The 14,969-nt window shown below is 75.4% G+C and carries 3 protein-coding genes and 1 pseudogene; all 4 read left to right on the top strand.

Annotated features, from left to right (window positions below):
• Positions 1–254: 254 nt before the first annotated feature.
• Positions 255–6,473 (top strand): annotated as a pseudogene (locus ADK55_RS29845) (amino acid adenylation domain-containing protein); the annotation flags it as partial.
• A gap of 236 nt (positions 6,474–6,709) precedes the next feature.
• Positions 6,710–7,492, top strand: a complete 783-nt coding sequence (locus ADK55_RS29850) for a thioesterase II family protein (protein ID WP_053683050.1) — start codon at positions 6,710–6,712, stop codon at positions 7,490–7,492.
• Entirely contained in the window at positions 7,489–11,307 is a 3,819-nt protein-coding gene (locus ADK55_RS29855) for an SDR family NAD(P)-dependent oxidoreductase (RefSeq protein WP_053683052.1), read from the top strand. Before ADK55_RS29850 ends, ADK55_RS29855 begins: the two co-directional genes overlap by 4 nt.
• A gap of 324 nt (positions 11,308–11,631) precedes the next feature.
• Positions 11,632–14,969 (top strand): non-ribosomal peptide synthetase (locus ADK55_RS29860; RefSeq protein WP_159041600.1); only part of this gene is annotated, 3,338 nt, incomplete at its 3' end.

The following is a 14,969-nucleotide window of genomic DNA, read 5'->3' on the forward strand; positions in this document are numbered from 1 at the left end:
AGAAGTGAAGGTGTGGGCAGTTCCCCGATCTGACGAGGCGCCCCGCGATGTCCGGGCGGTACGTCCGGGGCCCACCGCCCGCCCGGCGGACGAGCCGCGGTGGCTGCTCGAAGACCGAACTGTCCGATCGAAACCGTTCGCATGGGGTGATGGCTGTGCATGATCCGTTGGAGTCGGGCCGCTCGCCGGAGGTGGTCGCCGACGGGACCGGACCGCTCCCCGACCCGACGGTCCCGGCCCTGTTCGAGCGGCAGGCCCGCCTGACGCCCGAAGCCGTCGCCGTGGTCGGCGGCGACGCGCACCTGACGTACCGCGAACTCGACGAGCGGGCCGGGCACGTGGCCGCGGCGCTGACCGCGCGCGGCGTCGGACCGGAGTCACTGGTCGGCGTGTGCCTGCCCCGTTCCGCCGACACGGTCGTCGCACTGCTGGGCATCCTCAAGGCCGGCGGCGCCTACCTGCCGCTCGATCCCGACTACCCGGCCGAGCGGGTCGAGTTCATGCTGGGCGACGCGCGGCCGGTGCTGCTGCTGGAGGACGCGCGCCCGGTGCTGCCGGCGGACACGGCCCGGCGGCGCCCGCCCTCCCTGACCCTGCCGGAACTCCTCCGCGCCGACGGCCCGGGGAAGGCGGCGGACCCGGGCGGCACGGGAGACCGAGGCGGCGCCGCCGCCCGGCGCCGGCACCCCGCCGGCCTCACGTACGTGATCTACACGTCCGGCTCGACCGGGACGCCCAAGGGCATCGGCGTCACCGACCGGGACGTGGTGGCACTGGCCGGTGACAGCCGCTTCCGCGGCGGCGCCCACGCGAGGGTGCTCCTGCACTCCCCGCCGGCCTTCGACGCCTCCGTCTACGAACTGTGGGTCCCCCTCCTCAACGGTGGCCGGGTCGTGGTGAGTCCGGCCCCCGACCTCACCCCCGACGCCCTGGCCGCCGTCGTGGCCCGCCAGGGCATCACCGCGATCTGGCTGACCAGCGCCCTGTTCGACGTGCTGGTGGAGGAGGACGTCCACGCCCTGGCCGGGCTGCGCGAGGTCTGGGTGGGAGGCGACCGGGTCTCGCCTCGGTCCGTGGAACGGGCCATGGCCGCCTGCCCGGACATCACCTTCGTCAACGGCTACGGCCCGACCGAGACCACCGTCTTCGCCACCAGCCACCGCATCGCCCGTCGCCCTGCGTCCGAGGCCGGAAGCCAGGTGCCGATCGGCAGACCCCTGGACACCCTGCACGCCCGCGTCCTGGACGAGGCCCTGCGCCCCGTCGCCCCCGGCGCCCTGGGCGAGCTCTACGTCGCCGGCGCCGGCGTCGCCCGCGGCTACCTGAACCGTCCCTCGCTCACCGCCGGCCGGTTCACGGCCGACCCCTTCGGCCCCCCCGGCGGGCGCATGTACCGCACCGGCGACCTGGTCACCGTCGACACCGACGGAGACCTCCTCTACCAGGGCCGCGCCGACACCCAGGTCAAGATCCGCGGCTTCCGCATCGAACCCGGCGAGATCGAGGCGGCGCTGCTGGCGCACCCGGACGTCGCCCACGCCGCCGTCGTCGCGCGCGAGCACGGCACGGGCACGGCCCGGCAGCTCGTCGGGTACGTGGTCCCCGCCCGGCGGCGCGCCGCGGCCGACACCGGCGACGTCACCGACGGGCACCGTGCCGCCGCCCCGGCCGTCGGCCCGCCCCCGCCCGGCGCGGCCGGGAGGACCGGCGACCTCGGCGAACCCGGTTCCACCGACCTCGCCACCGACCTCGTTCGGGACGTGGCACAGCGCCTGCCCGCCTACATGGTGCCCGCCGCGATCGTGCTGCTGGAGCGGCTGCCCCTGACGGCGAACGGCAAGCTCGACCGGGCCGCGCTGCCCGCCCCCGGGCCCACCGGCGGCTCCCCCTACCGGGCGCCGCGCACCCCGCACGAGGAGGTCCTGGCCGCGGTCTTCGCCGAGGTCTTGGACCACCCCGGGATCGGCATCGACGACGACTTCCTCACCCTGGGCGGCGACAGCATCCAGTCGATCCAGGTCGTGGCCCGGGCCCGGGCCCTGGGCGTCGAAGTCACCTCCCGCGAGGTGTTCCGCCGCCGGACCGTGGCCGCGCTCGCCGCGGCCGCGGGCTCGGTCGACCCCCGGACGCGCCCCGTGCTTCCCGAACTCGACGGCGGGGGCAGCGGCCCCATGCCGCTGATGCCGGTCGCGCACTGGATCGGCGACCACGCCCCCGGCTTCGGCCGGCTGCTCCAGGCGGTCGTCCTCGACCTGCCCGAGGACATCGACGAGGACGGCCTGGCCGCGACCCTCGCCGCCGTCCTCGACCGGCACGACCTGCTGCGGGCCCGCCTGACGGCCGACGGGATGTTCGTCGCGCCGCCCGACACCGTGGACGCCGCCGCCCTGATCCGTACCGTCGACCACGACGGCGTGTACTCCGGCGGGGCCTGGCGCGACCTGCTCGCCCGCGAACTCGACGCGCTGGCAGGCCGGCTGGACCCCGCGGCGGGGCGGGTCGTCGCCTTCGTCCGGTTCCGCCCGCCGTCCGGGCCGGGACGACTGCTGGTCGGCATCCACCACCTGGTGATCGACGGGGTCTCCTGGAAGATCCTGCTCCCCGACCTCGCCGCCGCCTGGAAGCAGGTCCGCGCGGGCCGCCGACCCGAACTGGCCACGCCGGTGACCTCCGCCCGGCGCTGGGCCCACGCCCTGACCGAAGAGGCCCTGCGCCCCGAGCGGGTGGCCGAACTGCCGCGGTGGCGCGCCGTCGTGGACGGCCCCGACCCGGTTCTCGGCGCCCGCCGCCTGGATCCGGCCGTGGACGTGCGCCCCACCGTCGGCAAGGTGCGCGTACGGCTCTCCGCCGAGGTGACGGCGCCGCTGCTGACCACGGTTCCGGCCGCCTTCCACGGCGGTGTCAACGACGTGCTCCTCGCCGCGCTGGCCATGGCGGTCTCCGCGTGGCGCCGCGCCCGGGGCGTGGCCGAGCCCTCGACGCTGCTGCGCCTGGAAGGCCACGGCCGCGAGGAGGACGCCGTCCCCGGAGCCGACCTCTCCCGTACCGTCGGCTGGTTCACCAGCGTCTTCCCCGTACGGTTGGACCTCGCCGGCGCCGACCTCGACGACGCGTTCCGCGGCGGCCCCGCGGCCGGTTCCGTCGTCAAGATGGTCAAGGAGCAACTGGCCGCACTGCCCGGCAAGGGCCTCGGCTACGGCCTTCTGCGCCACCTCAACCCGGACACCGGCCCGGTCCTGGCCCCGTACGGACTGGGCCAGGTCGGCTTCAACTACCTCGGTCGGTTCTCCGCCGCCGACATGCCCGAGGAACTGCGCGGCCTGGGCTGGACGCAGACCCCCGAGGTGGCCGAGTACACCGAGTTCGCCGAACTCGACGCCGGACACGACCCGGCCATGCCCGCCCTGTGCGAGCTGGACGTCAACGCGATGGTCGCCGACACACCCGGCGGGCCCCGGCTGGGCGCCGTCTTCGGGGCGCCCGCGGGCGTGCTCTCCACCGCCGAGGTGGGCGAACTCGCCGGGCTCTGGCAAGACGCCCTGGAGGCGCTGGCCCGGCACACCGCCACCCCCGGCGCGGGCGGTCTGACCCCTTCGGACCTCCCACTCCTGAAGGTGTCCCAGACCGAGATCGAGGCCTGGGAGAAGCAGTACCCCGGCCTCGCCGACGTGTGGCCGCCGACCACCACCCAAGCCGGGCTCCTGCACCACTCCGGGCTGGCCGGCGCCGACGCCGACACCTACCAGGTGCAGCTCGTGTTCGGGTTCACCGGCGCGGTCGACGCCGCCCGGATGCGCCGGGCCGGCCAGGCCCTCCTGGACCGGCACACCGGGCTGCGCACCGTCTACGCGGCCGACGCCGAGGGCGACACCGTCCAACTGGTCGTCGACGGCACGGAACTTCCCTGGCGGGAGGTCCGGCTGTCCGCGGCGGGGTTCGAGGACTTCCTCGCCGCCGACCGGGCCGTGCCCTTCGACACGGCGACGCCCCCGCTGCTGCGGATGACCCTCGCCCGCATCGTTCCCGGGGACGGGGACGGGGACGGCGACGGCGGCGGCCCGGGGGCAGGCGACGCGGCCGCCGAGCGGACCGAGGTCGTCCTCACCGCCCACCACGTCCTCTTCGACGGCTGGTCCGAACCGCTGCTGATGCGCGACCTGTTGGACCTGTACGCCGCCACCGCGGGTGCCCCGGCCCCCGTCGCGGCGCCCTCCTTCGCCGGATTCCTCGCCCTGCTCGGCCGGAGTGACGCCACCGCTTCCGCGGCCGCGTACACCGCCTCGCTGGAGGGGGTGGACGCCGCCACCCTGATCGCCCCCGACAGCGGCGCCACCAGCGGTACCGACGGCGACGCCACCGGGTTCGGCGAGCTGGAGCTGCCCCTGAACGCGGCCGAGGCCGAGGCCCTGACCCGCCGGGCCGCCGCCTGCGGCACCACCCCCAACAGCGTGCTCCAGGCGGCCTGGGCCGCGGTCCTCACCGAACTGACCGGCCGCACCGACGTGCTGTTCGGCACCACCGTCTCCGGCCGCCCGCCCGGCCTGGAGGGTGTCGACTCCACCGTCGGGCTGTTCATCAACACCCTGCCGGTACGGGTCCGCGTCACCCCCGGTGAGCCGTTCGCCGACGTCGCCGCCCGGGTGCAGGACGACCAGGCCGCTCTGCTGGACCACCACGACTGCGCCCTCGCCGACCTCCACGAGGCCACCGGACTGAAGGTCCTCTTCGACACCCTGGTCGTCTACCAGTCCCATCCCTTCGACCGCGCCGCCATCGCCCGGTCGGCCGCCGCGGCCGGACTGTCCGAGCCGACGTTCCGCAACATCGCCGGCTCCCACTACCCGCTCGTGGTGATGGCCGACCAGGACCCGGTGCCGCGCCTGCGCCTCCAGTACCGGCACGGCTCCCTCGACCGGGACCGAGCGGCCCAGATCGGCGACCGACTGACGCGTGTGCTGCGGGCGTTCGCCGCCGACCCGCGCGTCACGATCGCCGCCGCGGTGGCCCCCGCACCCGACGGTCCCCGCACGCGGACCGCCGCCCCTGCCCCGGCCCTGCCGGACCCGACGGTCCGTGCCCTCCCGGACCACGAGGCCCGGGCCGCCCGCGATGCCGACGCCCCGGCGCTCGTCACCGCCCGGGGGACGACCACCGCGGGCCGGCTGCCGGACCGCGCCGGCCGTCTCGCCGCCGCACTGCGCGCCACCGGCGTCGCACCGGCCGACGTCGTCGCCGTGGCCTGCACCGACCCGGCCGAACGGGCCGTGGCACTGCTGGCAGTGCTCACCGCGGGAGGCTGCGCCCTGCCGCTCGACCCCGCGGACCCCGCCGCCTGGACCACGGCGGTGCTCCGCGAGGCCCGCCCCGTCGCCGTCGTCACCGCGGCGGCGACCGGCCACCGTCCGTGGGGCGACCTGCCTGAGATCCCGGTGGAGCCAGGGCAGGACCTCCTCAAGGACGCGCCCGCCGCCGGTTCCGTCGTACGCCCCGCCTGGCCCGTCCACCACCCCGCGTGGCCGGCCCTCCTGACCTACGCCCCGGACGCCGCGGCCCGCCCGTACGCGACCGTCCTCACACACGCCGCGCTCGCGGCCGCGACCGACGACCCTGCGGCACCCCCGACCACCCCCGCCACGGAGCCCCTGTCCGCCGGCCCGGACACCCCCGCGGCCGACCTCCTCCGAGCCCTCCTGGCAGACCGGACCATCGAGGTCCACGCAGGCGCGGACGCACCACCCGCCGGCCCCGCCGGCACCGGTCCGGCCCGGGTCCTCACCCCTTCGCTCGCCCCGGCCGATCCCGGTGCGACCGGCGAGCTCTACCTGACCGGGGTGCGCGCCCAGGGCGGGGCCCACGCCACCGTGCCGACCGCCGCCCGGTACGTCGCCGACCCGTACGGGCCGCCCGGATCCCGCATGTACCGCACCGGGCTGAGCGTCCGCGCCGGTGTCGACGGCGGCGTGCCGCGGGCGGGGACCGGAGACCCCGGGACCGGTCACCGGGCCGTACGGGCCGTCCTGCTGGCCCACCCCGATGTCGTGGCGGCGGCCGCCGTGCCTCCCGCGGACCCGGCCCGCGGCCCCGCCCCCGCCGCGTACGCCGTGCTGCGCGAGCGAGCCGCCGTCACCGGCGAGGAACTGCGCGGCCACGTCGCGGGCCTGCTCCCGCGGCACCTGGTGCCCGGCACCGTGCAGTTGCTCGACCGGTTGCCGCTGACCGCCACCGGACGCCTGGACACCCGAGGACTGCCCGCGCCCGCCACGCCCCGGCGCGCACCGGGCGACGCCCGCGAAAGCAGGCTGACCCGGCTGTTCACGGCCGTCCTGGGACGCGAACACGTCGGCGTTGACGACGACTTCTTCGCCCTCGGCGGCAACTCCCTGCTCGCGACCCGCCTCATCGGCCGGATCCGCAACGAGCTCGGCGTCGAGGTCTCCATCCGCGCCGTCTTCCAGCACGCCACCGCCGCCGCCCTCGCGGCGCACTGGGACGAGATCGCCACCGCGAGCGGCCCCCGCTTGCGCAAGATGAGCTAGGCCGTCTCTTTCGGATCTTGCCTGACCCGCGCCGCCCGGCACCGCACCTCGCCGCGTTGTCGGACCGCTCAGGTACGTCCAGTACAAGCGGCAGTCCTCCGCCTTGCGATGCACCGCACCGGACACCGCGCCCCGGCAAACCATTCCGGCCACAGCACCAGGGAGGACCCAGCATGACCGTCCAGAGCGCGGAGCTCGTCTCCGAGGCCCCGTACATCTGGCGCGCCCGGCGGCCCGACAGCCGCCACCGCCTGATCTGCTTCCCGCACGCCGGCGCCGGCGCCACCGCCTACGCCGACTGGGTGCCCCTGCTGCCCCCCGACATCGAGCTCGTCGCCGTCCAACTGCCGGGCCGTCAGAACCGCATCGTCGAAGAGCCCTTCACCGAGGTCGCCCCGCTGGTCCAGACCCTCGTCCACGCGCTGCGGCCGGTCCTGGGCGGCTCGTTCTCCTTCTTCGGGCACTCCTGCGGCGCCGCCCTCGCCTTCGAACTCGCCAAGGCGCTGCGGGCCCGGGGCGGGCCGGTTCCCCGGGCCCTGTTCCTCTCCGCGCAGCCCGCCCCCGGGGCCACCGGCGTACGGCCGCTGTACGACCTGCCCGACGAGGAGTTCCACCAGGCGATGACCGAACTCGGCGGGATCGACGAGGAGATCGCCGCCGACGAGTTCGTGATGGCCTCCCTGCTGCCTGTGCTCCGGGCGGACTTCACCCTGTGGGAACGCCACCGCACCGCCCCGGACGCGCCACTGGACTGCCCGATCACCGTCATCGCCGGCGACGGCGACCCCCGGGCCCCCAGGGAGTCCGTGGAGGGCTGGCGCGACCAGACCACCGGCGCCTTCGAGGTGCACTTCCGGCCCGGCGGCCACTTCTACTTCATGGACTCGCCCGCCGGGGTCGTCGACCTGATCGCGGCGCGAGTACCGGCCGCGCGGCAACCGGGGAGGACCGCGTGAGCGACCACCACGACCCGATCGCCGAGGCCCTGGACGCCGTCACCGAGGCCGTTCGCTCCGTACCGGGCGTCGGCGAGGCCGCTGCCGCCGTACGCCGCGGGTTGCGCCCCGCCCCGGCCCCCCACCCGGCCGCGGCGCCGGCGGAGCCGGACCCCGCGGACGCCACCCCGGCCGACCTGGACGGCGGCCCGTTCACCGTCCCGGAGGGCGCGCCCGCCACCCTCCGGGAGGCCCTCGTCGCGGCGGCGGCGACCGCACCCGACAAGGGCACGATCTTCATTCGCAAGGGACGCGAGGACGTCCTGCGCACCTACCCCGAACTCCTGGACGCCGCACAGCGGGTGCTGAGCGGCCTGCGCGCCGCCGGCCTTCGGCCCGGAGACGCGGCGCTGTTCCAGTTCGACGACAACGAGGACTTCCTCACCGCCTTCTGGGCCTGTGTCCTCGGCGGGTTCGTCCCCACCCCGGTCGGCGTGGCCACGACCTACCGGGCGGCCAACGAGGCCAACCGCAAGCTGCACAACGCCTGGACCCTGTTGGACCGGCCCGTGCTGCTCACCGACGATGCCACCGCGGGGGCGCTCGCCGACGTGCGCACGCTGTGGGACGAGCCCGAGGTCCGGATCCTCACCGTCGGCGCCCTGCTCGACCACGCCCCCCTCGCGCCCGCCGACTGGTTCGACGCCACCCCCGGGTCCCCGGTCCTCAACCTGCTGACCTCCGGCAGCACCGGCGTGCCCAAGTGCGTGCAGCACACCAACGCGAGCGTGGCCGCCCGCTCCCTGGCGGTCGCCGCGCACTGCGGGCTCACCGAGGACGACGTCAGCCTCATCTGGATGCCGTTCGACCACGTCACCGTCGCCATGTACAACGTCCGTGACGTGTTCCTGCGCTGCATGCACGTCAACGCCCGGATCGAGCACTCCCTGGGCGACCCGCTGCTCTGGCTCGACTGGGTGGACCGCTACCGGGCCACCAACCTCTGGGCCCCCAACTTCGTCTTCGCCATGGCCAACGAACGCGCCGACGAGATCCGCGGTCGTTCCTGGGACCTGTCCTGTCTGCGGGAGATCACCAACGCGGGAGAGCCCGTCATCGCCGCGACCAGCCACCGCTTCCTGGAGCTGCTGGCCCCGCACGGGTTGCCGGCCGACGCGATGCGGCCGGTGTGGGGGATGTCGGAGACCTGCTCCGGGGTCACCTACGCCCGCCAGCACCGGGACGACCGGGGGGCGGGTACGGTCGCGATCGACCCGGCGTCGCTCGGCGGCCTCGTGCGGCACCTCGACCCCGGCGCCAAGGAGGCCGTGGTGCTGTCCACCGTCGGCTGCCCGCTGCCCGGCGTCCGGCTCCGGGTCGTCGACGACGCGGGCCGGGTGCTGCCGGAGGGCCGCCTGGGCGAACTGCGGATCCGCGGACTGACCATGATGCGGGGCTACTTCGCCAACGCGGAGGCCAACGCGGAGGCCTATGACGCCGACGGCTGGTTCCGCACCGGCGACCTGGCGTTCGTGCACGACGGCGAGGTCGTCATCGCCGGCCGCCGCAAGGACCAGATCATCGTCCGGGGCATCAACTACATGGCGCACGAGATCGAGAGCGTCGTGGAGCGCGTCGACGGCGTGCGGGTCAGCTTCAGCGCGGCCGCCGGCGTGCGCGAGCCCGGCGAGGAGTCCGACCGCCTGGTCGTCTTCGTGGTCCCGAGGCAGTGGGGCGAGGAGGCCCTGACCGCCACCGCCGAGTCGGTACGGTCCACCCTCGCCCGGGAGGCCGGGATCGCCCCCGACCTCGTCGTGCCCGTCACCGAGGCGGAGTTCCCCAAGACCCCCAGCGGCAAGATCCAGCGCAGCGCGCTCGTCGCGGCCTTCCGCTCCGGCGTCTTCGACGGTCGGGCGATCGGTGCGGACGAACCCGAAGCACCGGCGGACGCCTGGCTGTTCGAGCGCCGGTGGGGTCCCGCCCCCGCCGCGGCCCCCGCCCCGCGGGCCGCCGAAGGCCCGGACGCCGACGGTGTCCGCGTCGTCCTGGCCGAGGACACCGACCTGACCCGGCTCGCCGTCGACGGATCCGTCGTCACGGTCCGCCGGGGCGCCGGCCCGGTCCGGGAGGCACCCGGCCGGTACGTCGCCGCCCTCGACGACCGCGACGCCCTACGCCTGCTCCTGGCGACCGTCGCCGCCGACCACGGCCCGGTCGGCACGGTGATCCTCACCCTGCCGCCCGAACCGGACGGCGACCCGCACGACCGCCTCGCACGGGCCACCGCCGAGTTCGCGGCGCTGGCCGGGGCGCTGGCGGACGGGGCCGCCGACGGTGCCGGGCTACTCGTCCTCACCTCGGGTTCCGTCCACGCGCAGGACGGCGACACCGTCGACCTGGGCACGTGTGCGCTGCCCGCCCTCGTACGGACCGCCGCGGACGAGGACCCCGGCCGGCCGATCCGGCTGGCGGACCTGCCCGCCACCGACCCCGGCGCCTGGCCGGCCGCGGTGCGCGGCGAACTCGCCGACCGCGACCGGCGCGGCGTCGTCGCCGTGCGCGGCGGCACCCGGCTGCGGCCGCTGCTCGCCCCGGTGGCCCCCGGGCCCGCCGCGGACCGGCGGGCCCCGGGCCTCCCGTCGGCGGGCGGCCGGTACCTGGTCACCGGTGGACTCGGCGGGATCGCCCACGACGTCGCCGGGTACCTGGTGGCCGCGCACGGCGCCCGCCTGCTCCTCGTCGGCCGCTCCCCGGCCGACGGCGAACGCGCGGACCGGCTCGCCGCACTGCGCGCGCTCGGCGACGTGGAGTACCGGCAGCTCGACGTCGCCGACACCGCCGCGTTGACCGCGGCCATCGCCGCGGCCGAGGCCCGCTGGGGCAGGGGCCTGGACGGTGTGCTGCACCTGGCCGGGGCGGACCCGACCGCCCAATGGGAGGACCTGGAACGGCACACCGTCGCCCGCGAGACCCCCGAGGGGTTCGCCGCCCACTACCGGGCCAAGGTCGCCGGCACCCTCGCCGTCGCCGATGTCCTGGAAACCCGGCCCGACGCGCACCTGGTCCTCTTCGGCTCCGTCAACGGGGAATTCGGCGGCCATTCGTTCGGAGCCTATTCCGCCGCCAACGCGTTCCTCGCCGGATTCGCCGACCACTGGCACCACGAACGCCACCGCCCGGTTCACTGCCTGTCCTGGAGCATGTGGACCGGAACGGGAATGAACCGCGGACGCTCCGCGGCCGCTGCCGTGAGCCGCGGATTCCGCGTCATCGACCCCGCGGACGGACTCCAGTTGTTCCTCGACGCGGTCGCCTCACCGCACCACCGCCTCGCCGTGGGCCCGGATCCGTCGAATCCGGCCGTCATGGACGAGTTGGTCCCGGACCGACTGCGGGCGGGCGAGGCGGTCGTGGCGTACACGGCGGAGGGGGTGGCACCCGAGACGGTCCGGGCCGCCGCGGCGGCCGGTCTGCGCCGGTGTCCGGTCCCGATCCGGCTCGTCGAGGTGACGGCGGTCCCCAAGAGGGCCGACGGGAACGTGGACACCGCCGCCCTGCTGCGCGACACCGCACCCGGACGGCCCCGCCGGGCCTTCACCGCGCCGGTCGGCGAACGCGAGGAGAAGCTGGCCGCGCTGTGGTCACAGGCCCTGGACGGCGCTCGCGTGGGACGCGACACCTCGTTCTTCGACCTGGGCGGGAACTCCATCCGCGCCACCCGGCTGCTGGCCCTGGTGGAGGACGCCTTCGCGGTCCGGGTCGGCACGCAGGAGCTGTACGAGCACCCCACCCTGGCGGCGATGGCCGAGGCGATCGGCCGCCGACGCGCGGCCTGACCGGCCGGCCCCCACGCCCCACCCGCACCCGCGTGCGCGCGCCGCGGTGGCCTTGTCCCGTCGCCGGGACAAGGCCACCGCGCACGGCGCCCCTCCCGTCCGCGTTTCCTTGACCCCGCCGTGCGGCGGCGGGAAGTATGCGTCGTGGAAATCCGCGGTGGCGCCCACGAGAAGCGTCTGTACCGCGATGTGTGATTCCGATCCGGACCGCACCGCCGATTCTCCGGATTCCCGTGAACGTCGAACCGCCCCGCGACCGACGCCGAGGGCCGCGCCCGGACAGGCCTCGTCTGCGCAGAAGACCGATCGAGGAGTAGACGCGAAATGATCCCCCTGTCCTTCGCACAGCGCCGCCTGTGGTTCATCGACCGTTTCGAGGGGCCTTCGTCGACGTACAACATCCCCTTCGTCCTGCGCCTGAGCGGAACCCTGGACACCGGCGCCCTCGCCGAGGCGCTGAACGACGTGGTCGGCCGTCACGAGAGCCTGCGGACGCTGTTCGTCGAGGACGAGGCCGGCCTCCCGGTCCAGCGGGTGCTTCCCGCCGCCGAGGCGCGCGTCCCGCTCCCCGTCGTCGAAGCGGACCCCGAGGCCCTCGCGGAGGCCGTCGCCGGCACCGCCGCCCACCGCTTCGACCTCGCCACCGAGATCCCGCTCCGCGCCCTGCTCGTCCGCAGCGCACCGGCCGAGCACGTCCTGGTGCTGACCGTCCACCACGCCGCCGCCGACGGCGAGTCGATGGGCCCGCTCGGCCGGGACCTGGCCGCCGCCTACACCGGCCGCCTCAACGCCACGGCCCCGCAGTGGCCCGAACTCGCCGTGCAGTACGGCGACTACACCCTCTGGCAGCGGGAACTGCTCGGTGACCCCGCCGACCCGGACAGCGTGCTGTCCACCCAACTCGCGTACTGGCGCCGGGAACTGGCCGGAGCCCCCCAGCAGTCGACCCTGTCCGCGGACCGCCCCCGACCCCCGCGGGCAAGCCACCGCGGCGACGCCGTCGAGTTCACCGTCACCCCCGCCCTGGCCGTCGCGGCCGCGGAACTGGCGCGCTCCCGCGGCCTGACCCAGTCGATGGCCATGCAGGCCGCGCTCGCGGTCCTGCTCCAGCACAGCGGCGCCGGGCCGGACGTCACCATCGGCTCGACCATCGCCGGCCGCACCGAGGAGGCGCTGAGCGACCTCGTCGGGTTCTTCGTCAACACCTGGGTGCTGCGCGTGGACCTGTCCGACACCCCCACCACCGAGCAGGTCCTCGACCGGGTCCTGGACAAGGCGCTGTCCGCCTACGACCACCAGGCGGTGCCCTTTGAACGCCTCGTCGAGGCACTGAACCCGGAGCGGTCCACCGCCTACCACCCCTTCTTCCAGGTGATGTTCAGTTGGCAGAGCGAGGCCGAGATCACCCTCGACCTGCCGGGCCTGACCGCCACCCTGGAGGCGGTCCCCACCCCGACCGCCAAGTTCGACCTGGAGTTCAACTTCACCGCGACCGGCGACGGCGGGCTGCGCTGCACCCTGGAGTACGCCACCGACCTGTTCGACCGCGACACGGCCGCCGCCCTCGGAGACCGCTTCGTACGCCTCCTCTCCCAACTGGTCGCCGACCCCGCGGCGCCGATCGCGGTGGCCGACGCCCTGACCCCCGCCGAGCACGCGACGCTGGTCGCCCGCAACGACACCGCCGCGCCCGTCCCGGCCGACGCCACCGTGCCCGCCCTCTTCGCCCGGCAGGCGGCCCGCACCCCCGACGCCGTGGCCGTGCTCTGCGACGGCCGGGAGCTGACCTACCGCGAGCTCGACGCCCGCTCCGACCGGCTCGCCCACGTCCTCGCCGGACACGGCGCCGCACCGGAGACCCTGGTCGGGCTCGCCCTGCCGCGCTCCGCCGACCTGGTCACCGCCCTCCTCGGGGTCTGGAAGTCGGGCGCCGCCTACCTGCCGGTCGACCCCCGCTACCCCAGCGCCCGGCTCGGCCGCATCCTCACCGAGGCCCGTCCCGGCCTGCTGCTGACCGACACCGGGACCGCCCCGGGCCTCCCCGAGGGCGGGGGCCCGCGCCTGCACCTCGACGAGCTCGACCTGGACGGCACCGGCCACCAGCCGCCCGCCGTCACCCCGGCACCCGACAACCTCGCCTACGTGATGTACACCTCCGGCTCCACCGGGGTTCCCAAGGGCGTGTCCATCACCCACCGAGGCGTGGTGAACGGAGTGACCGGCCTGGCGCCGGCCGTCGGGCTCGGCCCCGGGTCCAGGACGCTGGCCGGAACATCGGTCAACTTCGACGTGTCCGTCTTCGAGATCGTCACCACGCTCGCCGCCGGCGGCACCGTCGAGATCGTCCGTGACGTGCTCGTCCTCGGCGAACGCGACGGCTGGACGGGCAGCGTGATCAGCACCGTCCCCTCGGTCTTCGCCGAACTCGTCGACCACCTCGCGCACACGACCTCCGTCGACACCGTCGTCTTCGCGGGCGAGGCCCTGCCCTCCTCGCTCGTGCGGCGCACCCGGCAGGCCTTCCCCGGGGTCCGGATCGTCAACGCCTACGGCCAGAGCGAGAGCTTCTACGCCACCACCTCCGCCGTCCCCGACGCCGACGGCCCCGACAGCGCCCCCGTCGGCGTACCGCTGGGCAACATGCGGACCTACGTGCTCGGCCCCGGTCTCGCTCCGGTGCCGCCGGGGGTCGTCGGCGAGCTGTACGTCGCCGGCGAGATCGGGCGCGGCTACCGGGACCGGCCCGCCCTGACGGCCGGCCGGTTCGTCGCCGACCCCTTCGGCGCCCCCGGCGACCGCATGTACCGCACCGGCGACCTTGCCCGCTGGAACACCGACGGCGAACTGGAGTTCGCCGGACGCGAAGACGCCCAGTTGAAGATCCGGGGCTTCCGGATCGAGGCGGGCGAGGTCGAGGCCGCGCTCATCGCCCACCCCGGCGTCGTCCAGGCGGTCGTCACCGCCCATGACCGGCCCGGCGGCAAACAGCTCGTCGCCCACGTCGTGTCCACCGGTGCCGTCGCCGGCACCGGGGCGGCCGTCGACAGCCTCGGGCAGTTGGAGGTCGACCTGACCGCCGGCGTCTCCGCCGCGGAGCTGCGCGCCTTCGCCTCCGAGCGGCTGCCCGAGTTCATGGTGCCCGCCGCCTTCGTGATGCTCGACCGGCTCCCGCTCGCCCCCAACGGCAAACTCGACCGGGCCGCGCTGCCGGCGCCGGAGTTCACCGGCGAGCGCTACCGCGCCCCCGGCTCGGAACGCGAACGCGTCCTGGCCGAGGTGTACGCCGAGGTGCTGGGCCTGGACCGGGTCGGCGTCGACGACGACTTCTTCGCCGTCGGCGGTGACAGCATCCGCTCCATCCAGGTCGTCTCCCGGGCCCGCGCCCGCGGGGTCGAGGTGACCCCGCGCGAGATCTTCCAGCTCCGCACGGTGGCCGAGCTGTCCGCCGCGGCCGGCGAGCGCGAGGCGGCCCGCCCCGTCGCCCTCGCGGAACTCGACGGCGGCGGTGAGGGCTGGATGCCGTTCTCCCCGATCGCCGCCCACCTGCTGGAACAGGGCGGTGGCATCGGCCGGTTCGCGATGTCGGCGGTGGTGGAGTTGCCGGTGGGGATTGATCGGGCGGGTGTGGTGGCGGTGTTGGGTGCGGTGGTGGATCGGCACGA

The organism is Streptomyces sp. WM4235 (assembly GCF_001279725.1).
Classification (GTDB): domain Bacteria; phylum Actinomycetota; class Actinomycetes; order Streptomycetales; family Streptomycetaceae; genus Streptomyces.

Bases quoted from the DNA above. Each gene is read 5' to 3' on its own strand.
- ADK55_RS29850 (WP_053683050.1), top strand. From the start codon at position 6,710: ATGACCGTCCAGAGCGCGGAGCTCGTCTCCGAGGCCCCGTACATCTGG.